Source organism: Streptacidiphilus jeojiense (assembly GCF_000719095.1).
GTDB lineage: Bacteria > Actinomycetota > Actinomycetes > Streptomycetales > Streptomycetaceae > Streptacidiphilus > Streptacidiphilus jeojiensis.
The window spans coordinates 1-13,815 of the sequence record NZ_JOEH01000012.1 but is presented as its reverse complement, the minus strand read 5'-3'; the positions used below and the strand labels follow the sequence as shown (position 1 = coordinate 13,815).

Genomic DNA, 13,815 nt, shown 5'->3' with positions numbered 1-13,815 from the left:
AGGAACCGTCGCTGACGGTCAGGCTTCGGCCGGCTCCGGCGCCGATGCCGGGATGCCCTTGGTGGAGCCGGTGACCGGGCCGAGGCCGGGGACCAGGCGGAGGAGCAGGTACAGCGCGCCGGCGATGACGAACCCCCCGGCGAAGGCGATGTCGCCGAGTGCGGGGACGTGCTTGGGGAGGACGCCGGTGTAGTCGGTCTGGTTGGAGAAGAGCCAGACGCCGAGCCCGGTGCCGGCCGCCATCGCGATCGGCGCAGCCCAGTTGCTGAAGGCCTTGTTGCCCAAGAGCGAGGCGATCTCCTCGTCGGACTGCCCGCGCCGCAGCACCCGGTCGGTGAAGACGATGGCCAGCCAGGGGCCGATCCAGTAGGTGATGACCAGCAGGAAGTTCTCGTACTTCGTGCCCGAGTCGTGCAGGCCGGACCAGGCGACCAGGGTGCCGGCCACGCCGAAGACCAGCGCCACCGTCGCACGGCGTACCGCCGCCGGGAGCTTGATGCCCATGGCGACGAAGGAGAGCGAGCCCGAGTAGATGTTGAGGGCGTTGGCGGCGATGCCGCCGACCGCGATGGCCAGCAGGGTGAGGTCCGCGAGCCAGGTCGGCAGGGCGTGGGTGAAGGCGGCGGTGGGGGAGAGGTCGGTGGGTGCGGCGATCGTCGCCGATGCCGCGCCGACGATCTCCAGCAGCACGCAGGAGAGGAAGACGCCCAACGCCGGCCACAGCCCGACCGCCCACTTGGGTGCGGACTTGGGCAGGTAGCGGGTGTAGTCGGAGCCGTACGGCGTCCACCCGGCGGCGTAGCCGAAGGTCGCGCCGGCGGTCAGCAGGAATGCGCCGGGGAAGGCGTGCGCACCGGTCGCCGCAGAGACGTCCGACTTGCTGAGGATGACCCCGGCGGCGATCAGGAAGACCACGGCCAGCAGCGGGAAGGTGTACTTCTCGGCGCTCTGGATGAAGTTGTGGCCGAAGTAGGCGATGCCGACCTGCAGCACCACCACGATGAACAGGCACAGCAGCGCGGGCCAGCCGAGCAGCGTGTTCAGCGCGTACGCCGCGCTGACGCTGTTGACGGCGAACCAGCCGATGCCCGCGGTGAGGGCGTTGAGGCCGGCCGGCAGGGCGTTGCCCCAGTAGCCGAAGGCGCTGCGGCCCGCGACCATCTGCGGCACACCGTGGCGGGGGCCGCTGAGGCCGAGGAAGCCGTGGGCGACGGCGCCCAGGCCGGTGCCCAGCACGATCGCCAGCACGGCCTGCCAGAAGCCGAGACCGAAGACGCCGACGGCCAGGACGCCGACGAAGACGGTGGCGAACTCCATGTTGGGGGAGGTCCAGGTCCAGAGCAGTCCGAGCGGTCGGCCGTGTCTGGCGGCCTCGGGCACGGGCTCTGCACCGGTGGGTTCGACGGCGAGTACGTGGTCGCCGTACTCGGATATCTCTGTGGGGGCGGCGGTCATAGGGTCAGTGTCGGCGCCCGTAAGGAACCCGTAAACGGTCGGAACGACGGGTCTACGCGGGGTTACTGCGTACGTTCTGTACGTCGGCCGGTGCGTTACCGGCGGTGTCCGTGCGGGGCAGCCTAGCCCGTGGACGATACTGGCACGTATGGCATACGACGATCTTCGGTCCTTTCTTCGGGCGCTGGAACGGGAGGGCGACCTCCGGCGGATCAAGGTGGAGGTCGACCCGTACCTGGAGATCGGGGAGATCGTCGACCGGGTGCAGAAGGCCAAGGGCCCCGCGCTGCTCTTCGAGAACGTCAAGGGCGCGGCGATGCCGCTGGCGATGAACGTCTTCGGGACGGAGCGGCGGCTGGCCAAGGCGCTGGGCCTGAAGTCGGCGGAGGACATCTCGGAGAAGATCGCCGGCCTGCTGAAGCCGGAACTGCCGCACGGCTTCACCGGGGTGCGGGACGCCTTCGGCAAGCTGGCCGGGATGACCCACGTCCCGCCGAGGAAGGTGAAGCAGGGCGACGCACCGGTGCAGCAGGTGGTGCTGACCGGCGACCAGGTGGACCTGGACGCGCTGCCGGCGCTGTTCACCTGGCCCGGCGACGGCGGCTCCTTCTTCAACCTGGGCCTCACCCACACCAAGGACCCGGACAGCGGCATCCGCAATCTGGGCCTCTACCGGCTGCAGCGCCACGACCGGCGCACCATCGGCATGCACTGGCAGATCCACAAGGACAGCCGCAACCACGCCGCCGTCGCGGCCAGGCGCGGCGAGCGGCTGCCGGTCGCGATCGCCTTCGGCTGCCCGCCGGCGGTGACCTACGCGGCCACCGCGCCGCTGCCCGGTGACATCGACGAGTACCTGTTCGCCGGCTTCGTGGCGGGCGAGCGGGTGCGGATGGTGGACTGCAGGACCGTTCCGCTGCAGGTTCCGGCCGACGCCGAGGTGGTGCTCGAAGGCTGGCTGGAGCCCGGGGTGACGCTGCCGGAGGGTCCGTTCGGCGACCACACCGGCTTCTACACCCCGCAGGAGCCGTTCCCGGCGCTCACCATCGACTGCGTGACGATGCGGTCCCGACCGCTGCTGCAGTCGATCGTGGTCGGCCGGCCGCCGACCGAGGACGGCCCGCTGGGGAAGTTCACCGAGCGCTTCTTCCTGCCGCTGCTGAAGATCATCGTCCCGGACATCGTCGACTACGACCTGCCCGAGGCCGGCGGCTTCCACAACTGCGTGATCGTCTCGATCGACAAGAAGTACCCGAAACACGCCCAGAAGGTGATGCACGCCATCTGGGGGGCGCACATGATGTCGCTCACCAAGCTGATCGTGGTGGTGGACGCGGACTGCGACGTCCACGACTACCAGGAGGTGGCCTGGCGGGCCCTGGGCAACGTCGACTACAGCCGCGACCTGAGCGTGGTCGAGGGTCCGGTGGACCATCTGGACCACGCCTCGTACCAGCAGTTCTGGGGTGGCAAGGCCGGGATCGACGCAACCCGTAAGCTCCCCGAGGAGGGGTACACCAGGGACGGGGGCTGGCCGGAGATGGTCGCCTCGGACCCTGAAACGGCCGCGACGGTCTCCCGTCGCTGGAAGGAGTACGGGCTGTGAGCGCCACCGCCGCCGTCCCGGTCGTCGAGACACCGGGCAGGACCAAGGCCTTTCTGCGGCTGGTGATGATCGAGCACTCGGTCTTCGCCCTGCCCTTCGCCTACATCGCCGCCCTCACCGCCATGTTCCTGGAGAACGGGACGGTGCACTGGCTGCAACTGCTGCTGGTGACCCTCGCCATGGTCGGGCTGCGCACCTTCGCGATGGCCGCGAACCGGATCATCGACCGCGAGATCGACGCCCGGAACCCGCGCACCGCCGGGCGCGAACTGGTCACCGGCGCGGTGTCGCTGCGCACCGCCTACGCGGGCTCCGCGGTGGCGCTGGTGGTCTTCCTGGGCGCCGCCGCGCTGCTCAACCCGCTCTGCCTGGCGCTGGCCCCGATCGCGGTCATCCCGATGGTGGTCTACCCCTACGGCAAGCGGTTCACCGACTTCCCGCACGCCATCCTGGGCCTGGCCCAGGCCATGGGCCCGATCGGGGCCTGGCTGGCCGTCACCGGGGCCTGGTCCTGGGACGCCCTGGTCCTCGGCCTGGCGGTGGGCGTCTGGATCGGCGGCTTCGACCTGATCTTCGGCTGCCAGGACGTCGCCGCCGACCGCGCGGACGGCGTGCGCTCGGTCCCGGCCCGCTTCGGCGTGGACGCCGCGCTCCGGGGTGCGCGCGGGGCGCACCTGGTGACGGTGCTGCTGCTGGGCTGGTTCGCGGTGCTCACCGACGCAGGCTGGGCCTTCTGGCTGGGCCTGGTCGTGGTCTGTTGCGCCTTCGTCTACGAGCACTCCATCGTCAAGCCCGGCGACCTGTCCCGGCTCAACCGGGCCTTCTTCCAGGTCAACGGCTTCGTCGGGATCTCGCTTTTCGCCTTCGCCCTGCTGGACCTGGTACTCCGCGGCCTCGGCGCCTGAGCGCCGCAGCAGCACCCGTGCCCCCGGGTAGGGTCGGACAGGTGGAACGACAGCGAGAGCCGTGGGTGGTCGGGGTTTCCGGGGCGTCCGGGACGGCGTACGCCGCGGCGGTGGTGCGTGGGCTGCTGGCGGCGGGGGAGGCCGTGGACCTGGTGGTGAGCCGGGCGGCGCGGCTGACGGTGCTGGACGAGACCGGGATCGCGTTCCGGGACGGGCACTGGCAGGAGGACCTCCGGGAGTGGCTGGAGCAGCCGCTCGACGCCGGGAAGCCGCAACTGGGGAGCCTGGACGGGGTGCGCTACTGGGCCGCCGGCGATCTGGCGGCCGGGCCCTCCAGCGGGTCCTACCCGGCCCGGGGGATGCTGGTGGTGCCGTGCAGCACGGCCTCGGTGGCCGGGATCGCGCTGGGGCTGTCGAAGGACCTGCTGCAGCGCGCCGCGAGCGTCACGCTCAAGGAGCGGCGGCGGTTGGTGGTGTGCGTCCGGGAGACGCCGCTGAGCGGCCAGACGCTGCGTCAACTGGTGGCGCTGGACGACGCCGGGGCCGTGGTGCTGCCCGCCTCGCCCGGGTTCTACGCCGGGACGCGGAGCGCCCAGCAACTGGTGGACTTCGTCGCGGGGCGGGTGCTGGACGCGGCCGGAGTGCCGCACGACCTCTACCGGCGCTGGGTCGGCGAGCTGGGTACGGCCAGGCGGGCCGATGCCTGAGTGAGGCAGCTCACGTTCCCGGGGTATTGTCGTTGGGATGTCAGGGTCGACAGCTCGGGAGTCTTCGATTCCGGATAATGTCGGCTGGTTGCCCAACGATCGGAAGGCGCGGGATTCCAGCATGGACGCGGTGGACAGACAGCTCATCCAGGCGCTGCGCGAGAACGGCCGGGCGTCCTACGCCGAGCTGGGGCGGCTGGTCGGCCTCTCCGGCCCCAGCGTCACCGACCGCATCAACCGCCTGGAGCAGGCGGGCATCATCACCGGCTACCGGGCGACGGTGAACCCGGCCTCGCTGGGGCTGGGCGTGACCGCGCTGATCGGCCTTCAGTTGTCGGACGCCGCCGACCACGAGGACGTGGCGCACCGGCTCCGCGACCTCTCCGAGGTCGAGGACTGCTGGTTCATCGCCGGCGACGACTCCTACATGCTCAAGGTGCGGATGCCGGACGTGGACGGGCTGGAGTCCATCGTGAAGCGGCTCTCCGGGACCAAGGGCGTCGCCAGGACCCGGACCACGGTGGTGCTGTCCACCAAGTGGGAGAACCGGGCGACCGAACTGCCCGACACCGATGCCCTGACCGACCGGAAGGCGTGAGCCGCAGATGGCCCTGGTGACCCTGGACGACCTCCGCGACGCGCAGAAGCGGATCGCCGGCGTGGCGGTGCGCACCCCGCTGATGCCCTGTCCGTGGGCGCAGACCGACACGCACACGCTGCACCTCAAGCCGGAGGGGCTGCAGCCGACCGGTGCCTTCAAGATCCGGGGCGCCTACAACCGGCTCGCCGCGCTGACCGCGGAGGAGCGGGCCCGCGGCGTGGTCGCGCAGTCCAGCGGCAACCACGCGCAGGCGGTCGCCTACGCGGCGCGGGAGCTGGGGATCAAGGCCGTCATCGTGATGCCCGACACCGCGCCGGCGGTGAAGGTCGAGAGCACCCTGTCGTTCGGCGCCGAGGTGGTCCTGGTCCACATGAGCGAGCGCGACACCACCCCGGCCGAGCTGGTCGCCGAGCACGGCTACGTGTGGGTGCCGCCGTACGACGACCCGTTCATCATCGCCGGTCAGGGCACGGTCGGCCTGGAGATCGCGGAGGACGCGACCGCGCTGGACCTGGACCTGCGCACGGTGCTGGTGCCGGTCAGCGGCGGCGGCCTGATCGGCGGGACCGCGGCCGCGCTGAAGCTGACCATGCCCGGGGTGCGGATCATCGGCGTCGAGCCCGAGCTGGCGGGGGACGCCGCCGAGAGCTTCCGCACCGGCGAGCGCAAGGTCTGGCCGTTCGAGCAGACCCACCGCACCATCGCCGACGGCCTGCGCACCAACTCGCTGGGGCTGCTGCCCTGGGAGCACGTCCAGGCCTATGTGGACGACATCATCACGGTGACCGAGGACGAGATCCGTTCGACCGTCGCGGTGCTGGCCCGGCGCGGGCGGCTGGTCGCCGAACCCTCGGGCGCGGTCAGCACGGCGGCGTACCTGCACCACGCGGATCAGCTGCCGCAGGGGCGGAGCATCGCGGCGGTGGTGAGCGGGGGGAACGTGGACCCGTCTCTCTTGGCGGATTTGCTGGCGTAGGCTCGTGCAGGTCGTGCACGTGGTGTGTCGGGCAGGTTGGAAAGGGCTGAGGGCCGGATGGACGCAGGACTGAAGCGGGAGCTCGAGGCGAAGGTCTACGCCGGGGAGCGGCTGTCCCGCGAGGACGGCATCGCCCTCTACGAGACCGACGACCTGGCCTGGCTGGGCGGCCTTGCCCACCATGTGCGGACGCAGAAGAACGGCGACGTCGTCCACTTCAACGTCAACCGCCACCTCAACATGACCAATGTCTGCACGGCCTCGTGCGCCTACTGCTCGTTCCAGCGCAAGCCGGGCGAGAAGGACGCGTACACCATGCGCATCGAGGAGGCCGTGCGGCTGGCCAAGGCCATGGAGAACGACCAGCTCACCGAGCTGCACATCGTCAACGGCCTGCACCCGACGCTGCCCTGGCGCTACTACCCGCGGTCGCTGCGCGAGCTCAAGGCCGCGCTCCCGGACGTGGCGCTGAAGTGCTTCACCGCCACCGAGATCCACCACTTCGAGAAGATCTCCGGGCTGTCCGCCAGCGAGATCCTGGACGAGCTGATCGACGCCGGCCTGGAGTCGCTGACCGGCGGCGGCGCCGAGATCTTCGACTGGGAGGTGCGCCAGCACATCGTCGACCACGACACCCACTGGGAGGACTGGTCGCGGATCCACCGCCTGGCGCACTCCAAGGGCCTGAAGACCCCGTGCACCATGCTCTACGGGCACATCGAGGAGCCCAGGCACCGGGTGGACCACGTGCTGCGGCTGCGCGAGCTGCAGGACGAGACCGGCGGCTTCCAGGTCTTCATCCCGCTGCGCTACCAGCACGACTTCCACGACTCCAAGGACGGCATCGTCCGCAACCGGCTGCAGGCCCGGACCACCATGGCCACCGGCGCGGACATGATCAAGACCTTCGCGGTGTCGCGGCTGCTGTTCGACAACGTCCCGCACGTCAAGGTGTTCTGGGTGATGCACGGCCTGGACGGCGCGCAGCTGATGCTCAATCACGGCGCGGACGACATGGACGGCTCGGTGGTCGAGTACAAGATCACCCACGACGCGGACGGCTTCGGCACGCCCAACAAGCTCAGCCGCGACAACCTGCTCGACCTGATCCGCGACGCCGGCTTCCGCCCGGTAGAGCGCAACACCCGCTACGAGATCATCCGCGAGTACGACGGCCCGGTCGCCGACCGCCGCGAGACCCCGCAGCCGATGCGCTTCTAGTCACCCAGGAACCTCCCGCACCATGGCACTTGTCTTCACCCTCGACCCGGAGCTGACCCTGCGGCTCCGGGCCGGGATCATCGACCTCTGGACCGACGTCAGCAACGCCGGCGGGGCCGTCGGCTTCGTCGCGCCGGTCAGCACCGAGCGGGTCCGGCCCACCGCGGAGAAGCAGTTCGCGGGAGTCGCGGACGGTCCGGACCGGCTGCTGATCGCCCGTGAGGCGGACACCGGCGAGCTCGCCGCCTGCCTGTTCTTCGAGGACCAGCGCTTCGAGCTGATGACGCACTGGCAGCTGCTCAAGCGGGTCATGGTGCACCCCCGGTTCCAGGGCTCCGGCTACGGCGCCGAGCTGCTGGCCGAGGCCGAGCGGATCGCCAGGGGCTGGGGCCTGTCCGGGCTGAAGCTGACCCTGCGCGGGGGCCGCGGCCTGGAGACCTTCTACGGCCGCAGCGGCTACAAGGAGGTCGGCCGGGTGCCCGGCGCCATCCGGGTCGCGCCGGGCGAGGAGTACGACGACGTCCTGATGTGGCTCGACCTCAGGTGAAGCGGAGTGACGGCGGCCTCTTCAGGGGGGCGTTGAAGATCCGCCCCGACCGCGTGCTGTACTGGACAGGTCGTCCGGAATCGCTCGGAAGAGAGAACCCAGCGCCGTGAGCAGCAAGTCACACGCCACCCTCCGCTACACCTCCATGCGGTTCAGCATGTTCGGCGCCGTCTTCGTGGTCGTCCTGGTGCTGGCCCACTTCAAGCTGATGCCGGTGATGGCCGGAGCCTCCGGCGTCCTGCTGCTGCTGATCATCTCCCTGCTGGTGTCGGGGCTGCTCAGCTATGTGCTGCTGAGCCGTCAGCGGGACGAGGTGTCCGCGCAGATCACCGAGACCATCGAGGGACGCCGCAAGCGCGGCGCCGGGCTGAAGCAGCGCATCGCCGCGCAGACCGCCGCCGAGGACGCCCTCGACGACGCCGTCCGCGCGGACGCCCAGTAGCAGCAGCTCCTGAGGGACCGAGGGACACCCCGCTGAACACCCCCGCCGACCTGCCCCACCGCCCGACCGGGCGCGATGTGGCACGCCTCGCGGGGGTCTCCCAGGCGACCGTCTCGCTGGTCTTCTCGACCGGCGAGACCGCCCGGGCCAGGGTCTCCGCCGCCACCCGGGACCGGGTCAGGGCGGCCGCGGCCCAGCTCGGCTACCAGCCCCAGGCAGCCGGACGGCAGCTGCGCCTGGGCCGTACCGGGCTGGTCCACCTCGCCGTGCCCAATATGCTCGGCCCCTTCTTCGCCCGGGTCCTCGACGGTGCCCAGGGCGCGGCGACCGCGCACGGCCTCGCCGTGGTGGTCAGCTCCGGCTGGGACGGCGACACCCTGGCCCGCGCCTGCGGCACCGGGCAGTTCGACGGCCTGCTGCTGTGCTCACCGGACGACAGCCAGCTGGGCGAGCTGCCGGCCCCGCTCCCGGTGGTGTTCCTGGACGCCGACCCGGCCGGGGTCGCCGACTCGCCGCTGCGCCGGGCGCTGGAGCTGGACGTCGCCGGGGGCATGGCCGCCGCGGTGCGGCATCTGCGTGAGCTCGGACACAGCCGGATCGGGCATCTGCGCTCCACCGACTCCGCCTACACCTTCCGCTCCCGGCAGGCCGGGTTCGAGCGGGCGGCGCTGGGCGTCGAGGTGGTGGAGGCCGGGGTGTCCATCAACGGCGGCCTGGAGGCGGGACGGGCGGCCGCCCGCACCCTGCTCGGCCGGGCCGACCGCCCGCACGCCCTGGTCTGCGACGACGACGTGGTGGCGGCCGCCGCGTACCACGTGGCCGCGGAGCTGGGGCTACGGATCCCTGACGACCTGTCGGTGGTCGGCATCGACAACATCCTGGCCGCCCAGCTGCTGTCGCCGGGGCTCACCACGGTGGACCTGCCCGGCGAGCGGCTGGGCAGCGCCGGCCTGGACCTGCTGGCCGAGCTGATCAGCGGCGGCCGCCCGCCGGGGCCGGCGCCGCTGCAGACCACGCTGCTGCTGCGGGGCTCGACGACAGCCGTCGAGAGACGGCAGGTAGGCTCAGAGGGTGGACCCCAAGACTCGTAGCAGGATCGTGAGCGGCGCGCTGGTGCTGCTGCTGTTGGCCGTCGTGATCGGCGCCATCGCGCGCTGAGCCGGACGCGTAGACGACGGAGGGCTGTCCCGCTCAGCGGGACAGCCCTCCGTTGTTCGTCCGCTCAGGTCAGAGCTTCTCGATGACGTAGTCGATGCACACCGTCAGCGCCTCGACGTCGGCCGGGTCGACGGCCGGGAACATCGCCACCCGCAGCTGGTTGCGGCCCAGCTTGCGGTACGGCTCGGTGTCCACGATGCCGTTGGCCCGCAGCACCTTGGCGACGGCCGCGGCGTCGATCGACTCGTCGAAGTCGATGGTGCCGATCACCTGCGAGCGCTCGGCCGGCTCGGCGACGAACGGGTTGGCGTAGGAGGACTTCTCGGCCCAGGTGTAGAGCCGGGAGGAGGAGTCCGCGGTACGGGCCACCGACCAGTCCAGGCCGCCGTTGCCGTTCAGCCACTCCAACTGCTCGTTCAGCAGGAAGAGGGTGGACAGCGCGGGGGTGTTGTAGGTCTGGTCCTTCGACGAGTTGTCGATGGCCGTCGGCAGGTCGAAGAACGGCGGGATGTAGCGTCCCGAGCCGGCGATCTCGGCCGCGCGGGCCAGCGCGGCGGGGGAGAACAGGCCGATCCAGAGGCCGCCGTCGGAGGCGAAGCACTTCTGCGGGGCGAAGTAGTAGACGTCCGTCTCGGCGATGTCGACGGGCAGGCCGCCGGCGCCGGAGGTGGCGTCCACCAGGACCAGCGAGCCCTCGTCGGCGCCGGCCACCCGCTTGATCGGCATGGCGACACCGGTGGAGGTCTCGTTGTGCGTCAGCGCGTAGACGTCCACGCCGGCCTCGGCGGCCGGGAGCGGGTGGGTGCCCGGGTCGGACTTCACCACGGACGGGTCGGCGAGCCAGGGCGCGGCCTTGGTGGAGGCGGCGAACTTGGAGGAGAACTCACCGAAGCTCAGGTGCTGGGACTTCTCCCGCACCAGGCCGAAGGCGGCGATGTCCCAGAAGGCGGTGGAGCCGCCGTTGCCGAGCACCACCTGGTAGCCCTCGGGGAGCTGGAAGAGGCTGCTCACGCCCTCGCGGACGCGCCGGACCAGGTTCTTCACCGGGGCCTGGCGGTGGGAGGTGCCGAGCAGCGAACTACCGGTCGCGGCGAGGGCACTCAGCGCCTCGGGGCGAACCTTGGACGGACCTGCGCCGAAACGGCCGTCAGCGGGCCTGATGTCAGCGGGGATCTGGATCTCAGCCACAGCCCGCATGCTACCGGCTGTTCTTGTTCGTCCAATGGCGGGTCCGCGAGATGAGACACCATCGGGTGACCATGCACTACCCAGGGGCGCGGGGAACTGCGCTGCCGACCATGCACCTCCGTGGAGGGCTGGCAGCGCAGTTCCCCGCGCCCCCGAAAGCGGGCGTTCAGCGGGCGATGTCGTCGAACCCGTCGACCTCGTGCGGGCTGCGCGAAGCCGGGCCGATGTAGCGCGCCGCGGGCCGCACCAGGCGGCCGGTGCGCTTCTGCTCCAGGATGTGGGCGCTCCACCCCGCGGTGCGGGCACAGGTGAACATGGAGGTGAACATGTGCGCCGGGACCTCGGCGAAGTCCAGGATGATCGCGGCCCAGAACTCCACGTTGGTGGCGAGCACGCGGTCGGGACGGCGGGCGTGCAGCTCCTCCAGCGCGGCCTTCTCCAGCGCCGCGGCGACCTCGTAGCGGGGAGCCGACAGCTCCATCGCGGTGCGCCGCAGCACACGGGCGCGCGGGTCCTCCGCGCGGTAGACGCGGTGGCCGAAGCCCATCAGCCGCTCGCCCTTGTCGAGGGCGTTCTTGACCCACGCGGTGGCGTCCCCGGTGCGCTCGATCTCCTCGATCATGCCGAGGACGCGCGACGGCGCACCGCCGTGCAGCGGCCCGGACATCGCGCCGACCGCACCGGACAGCGCCGCGGCGACGTCCGCGCCGGTGGAGGCGATGACCCGGGCGGTGAAGGTGGAGGCGTTCATGCCGTGCTCGGCGGCGGAGGTCCAGTAGGCGTCGATGGCCTTGACGTGCTTGGGGTCGGGCTCCCCGCGCCAGCGGATCATGAAGCGCTCGACGATGGTCTCGGCCTTGTCGATCTCGCTCTGCGGGACCATCGGCAGGCCCTGGCCGCGGGCGGACTGCGCCACGTAGGAGAGGGCCATCACGGCCGCCCGGGCGAGGTCGTCGCGGGCCTGCTCGGGGCTGATGTCCAGCAGCGGCTTGAGGCCCCAGGCCGGGGCCAGCATGGCCAGGGCGGACTGGACGTCGACGCGGATGTCGCCGGAGTGGATCGGCAGCGGGAACGGTTCGGCGGCCGGCAGTCCGGGGTTGAACTTGCCGTCGACGAGCAGGCCCCAGGTGTTCCCGAAGGACACGTGGCCGACCAGCTCCTCGATGTCGACCCCGCGGTAGCGGAGCGAGCCGCCCTCCTTGTCGGGTTCGGCGATCTCCGTCTCGAACGCGATGACTCCCTCGAGTCCGGGTACGAAATCGGACATCAGGCGGCTCCTCTTGATCGACGTCGGTGACTGTGGTGTGGCCAAGTCGTCGGCTGTGGTGACTGTGCTTCCGCGCGGTTGCGCGGCAGTACGGGTGCGGGCATGTGGCACGCAGTGTCAGGGTGGCAGGCACTGGGTGCATTGCGCCAGAGCCCACGACGGTAATGCCCCCCAGGAGGGTCCGAATCACACCCGGGTCGAACGGAATTCCAGCATCCGGACGATCCGGCGCCCGGACACCCTATCTCTCGACGTCGAGATTTTGTACTGGTGAAAGGTAGTGCCGGTGCACACGTGGGGGATGATGGCGGCGTGCAGCCTCAGGATGTCGCGGCGATGCGCCGCCAGTACCTCGCCGCCGGCCTCGACGAGTCGGAGCTGGCCGGGGAGCCCATGGACCAGTTCGACCGCTGGTTCGCGGACGCGGTGAAGTCGGGTGTCGACGAGCCCAACGCCATGGTCGTCACCACCGCGGGGGCGGACGGGCAGCCGAGCGTGCGGACCGTCCTGCTCAAGGGGTACGACCGGCGCGGCTTCGTCTTCTACACCAACTACGGCTCCCGCAAGGGCACCGAGATGGACGCCAACCCCAGGGTCGCGCTGCTCTTCCCGTGGCACCCGCTGGGCCGTCAGGTGATCGTCACCGGCCTGGCCGAGCGGGTCGGCCGGGACGAGACGGCGGCCTACTTCCGCAGCCGTCCGCACGGCTCCCAACTCGGCGCCTGGGCCAGCGAGCAGTCCCGCCCGGTCGCCTCCCGGGCGGAGCTGGAGCAGCGCTACACCGACCTGGCCGCCCGCTACCCGGAGGGCGAGGGCGTCCCGGTGCCCCCGTTCTGGGGCGGCTACCGGATCGCCCCGCTGACCGTCGAGTTCTGGCAGGGCCGCGAGAACCGGCTGCACGACCGGCTGCGCTACGAGGCGGCGGACGCCACGGGGTGGCGCGTCGAGCGGCTCCAGCCCTGAGCGGCACATCTCGGCCAGAACGCCGCTGCATACCGGACCATCGATTCATGCGGTCTTGCCCCGGCGGCTGGTATGGGTGACGCTAATTCAGAATCTATGCGCCCTGTCGAGCTTCGTGCTGGAACGGCCACGGAGGGGAGTCACTGACAAGGGGTACGACGGGGGCGTCACTGGAGTCGTGATTCAACAACTCGAAGGCTGGTCCTTGTGAATATGACTGCTCCCACCACCTCCGACGCAACGATCCCACCCCATGGGCCCGCGGGCGGCCCTGCACGTCGCTCCCTGGCAGAGCTTGCAGACACCCGGCCGTCCACCTCCACCGTCCTCCGGCGGGTACTCGGAGAGGACCACAGGAAGCAGGTCGAGGTCGCGGCATTCGGTTCCTCGATCTGAGACCTGGTCCTGAGGTTTCCGGACCGCGGAATTCCTGATTCCGGGCGAGCGACTGCCGCTCGCCCGGTCATGTCTGCCCGTATACGCCAAGCTCTTTCCGTCGAGTGAGCGCTTGCTGTCTGCTTTGCGCGATACCGTTGTCCTGAAACGCTCCTGATGGGGCGTCGGACAGTGGCGTGCCCGGGAGGACAGCGGTGACCGAACGTACGACGGGCGGGGCATCGGAGCCGCGGGGCGACGGGCCGTCCTTCTTCGTCAGCTATGCCCGGCCCCCGGGCTCACCATCGAGGGACGACCCTTCGCCGATAGGCGAACTGGTCCAGGACCTGAACTTCGAGATCGGCCAGCACGTCCGGCAGGGCACCCGCCAGGTCCGGCCCGGA

At 70.7% G+C, this 13,815-nt stretch carries 14 protein-coding genes; 11 read left to right on the top strand and 3 right to left on the bottom strand.

Annotation, left to right across the window (positions count from 1 at the left end; translation table 11 throughout):
- Positions 1 to 18: 18 nt before the first annotated feature.
- Complete coding sequence (locus tag IF29_RS0117470; protein ID WP_063757524.1) at positions 19 to 1,455, bottom strand: purine-cytosine permease family protein; 1,437 nt, start codon at positions 1,453 to 1,455, stop codon at positions 19 to 21.
- Positions 1,456 to 1,603: 148 nt separating this feature from the next.
- Between IF29_RS0117470 and IF29_RS0117465 the strand changes: the two genes are divergently transcribed.
- The 9 genes from IF29_RS0117465 (at position 1,604) to IF29_RS0117425 (ending at position 9,551) form a co-directional block, all read left to right on the top strand.
- Entirely contained in the window at positions 1,604 to 3,061 is a 1,458-nt protein-coding gene (locus IF29_RS0117465; protein WP_030255505.1) for a menaquinone biosynthesis decarboxylase, read from the top strand.
- Entirely contained in the window at positions 3,058 to 3,966 is a 909-nt protein-coding gene (mqnP, locus tag IF29_RS0117460; RefSeq protein ID WP_030255503.1) for a menaquinone biosynthesis prenyltransferase MqnP, read from the top strand. The genes IF29_RS0117465 and mqnP overlap by 4 nt, the downstream gene beginning before the upstream one ends.
- Before the next feature lie 41 nt (positions 3,967 to 4,007).
- Positions 4,008 to 4,673 (top strand): UbiX family flavin prenyltransferase, encoded by a 666-nt coding sequence (locus IF29_RS0117455; RefSeq protein ID WP_030255500.1) that lies wholly within the window; start codon positions 4,008 to 4,010, stop codon positions 4,671 to 4,673.
- Between the two features lie 121 nt (positions 4,674 to 4,794).
- Positions 4,795 to 5,271: an Lrp/AsnC family transcriptional regulator gene (locus tag IF29_RS0117450; protein ID WP_030255498.1), complete on the top strand. Its 477-nt coding sequence runs from the start codon at positions 4,795 to 4,797 to the stop codon at positions 5,269 to 5,271.
- Positions 5,272 to 5,278: 7 nt separating this feature from the next.
- The gene (locus IF29_RS0117445) at positions 5,279 to 6,250 is read left to right on the top strand and encodes a threonine ammonia-lyase (RefSeq protein WP_030255497.1); all 972 of its coding nucleotides are present in this window, start codon (positions 5,279 to 5,281) and stop codon (positions 6,248 to 6,250) included.
- 57 nt (positions 6,251 to 6,307) lie between these two features.
- Complete coding sequence (gene mqnE, locus IF29_RS0117440) at positions 6,308 to 7,471, top strand: aminofutalosine synthase MqnE (RefSeq protein ID WP_030255495.1); 1,164 nt, start codon at positions 6,308 to 6,310, stop codon at positions 7,469 to 7,471.
- A gap of 22 nt (positions 7,472 to 7,493) precedes the next feature.
- Positions 7,494 to 8,018: a GNAT family N-acetyltransferase gene (locus tag IF29_RS0117435; protein ID WP_030255494.1), complete on the top strand. Its 525-nt coding sequence runs from the start codon at positions 7,494 to 7,496 to the stop codon at positions 8,016 to 8,018.
- Between the two features lie 106 nt (positions 8,019 to 8,124).
- Complete coding sequence (locus IF29_RS0117430; RefSeq protein WP_030255493.1) at positions 8,125 to 8,460, top strand: DUF4229 domain-containing protein; 336 nt, start codon at positions 8,125 to 8,127, stop codon at positions 8,458 to 8,460.
- A gap of 77 nt (positions 8,461 to 8,537) precedes the next feature.
- Positions 8,538 to 9,551, top strand: a complete 1,014-nt coding sequence (locus tag IF29_RS0117425; protein WP_051725438.1) for a LacI family DNA-binding transcriptional regulator — start codon at positions 8,538 to 8,540, stop codon at positions 9,549 to 9,551.
- Positions 9,552 to 9,687: 136 nt separating this feature from the next.
- Here IF29_RS0117425 and serC read toward each other — a convergent pair whose 3' ends face one another.
- Positions 9,688 to 10,806, bottom strand: a complete 1,119-nt coding sequence (gene serC / locus IF29_RS0117415; protein ID WP_030255491.1) for a phosphoserine transaminase — start codon at positions 10,804 to 10,806, stop codon at positions 9,688 to 9,690.
- Positions 10,807 to 10,972: 166 nt separating this feature from the next.
- Positions 10,973 to 12,073 carry a citrate synthase 2 gene (locus IF29_RS0117410; protein WP_030255489.1) on the bottom strand — a complete coding sequence of 367 codons (1,101 nt, stop codon included), beginning with the start codon at positions 12,071 to 12,073 and terminating at the stop codon, positions 10,973 to 10,975.
- A 312-nt stretch (positions 12,074 to 12,385) separates the two neighbouring features.
- Here IF29_RS0117410 and pdxH point away from each other — a divergent pair, with 312 nt between their 5' ends.
- Together pdxH and IF29_RS47670 are read left to right on the top strand one after the other, a co-directional pair.
- Positions 12,386 to 13,036, top strand: a complete 651-nt coding sequence (gene pdxH, locus IF29_RS0117405; protein WP_157623799.1) for a pyridoxamine 5'-phosphate oxidase — start codon at positions 12,386 to 12,388, stop codon at positions 13,034 to 13,036.
- A 590-nt stretch (positions 13,037 to 13,626) separates the two neighbouring features.
- Positions 13,627 to 13,815, top strand: a 189-nt coding sequence (locus IF29_RS47670) for a hypothetical protein (protein ID WP_232242188.1), incomplete at its 3' end; no start/stop codon positions are given.

Bases quoted from the DNA above. Each gene is read 5' to 3' on its own strand.
- IF29_RS0117470 (WP_063757524.1), bottom strand. From the start codon at position 1,455: ATGACCGCCGCCCCCACAGAGATATCCGAGTACGGCGACCACGTACTC.
- IF29_RS0117465 (WP_030255505.1), top strand. From the start codon at position 1,604: ATGGCATACGACGATCTTCGGTCCTTTCTTCGGGCGCTGGAACGGGAG.
- IF29_RS0117450 (WP_030255498.1), top strand. From the start codon at position 4,795: ATGGACGCGGTGGACAGACAGCTCATCCAGGCGCTGCGCGAGAACGGC.
- IF29_RS0117445 (WP_030255497.1), top strand. From the start codon at position 5,279: ATGGCCCTGGTGACCCTGGACGACCTCCGCGACGCGCAGAAGCGGATC.
- mqnE (WP_030255495.1), top strand. From the start codon at position 6,308: ATGGACGCAGGACTGAAGCGGGAGCTCGAGGCGAAGGTCTACGCCGGG.
- IF29_RS0117435 (WP_030255494.1), top strand. From the start codon at position 7,494: ATGGCACTTGTCTTCACCCTCGACCCGGAGCTGACCCTGCGGCTCCGG.
- IF29_RS0117410 (WP_030255489.1), bottom strand. From the start codon at position 12,073: ATGTCCGATTTCGTACCCGGACTCGAGGGAGTCATCGCGTTCGAGACG.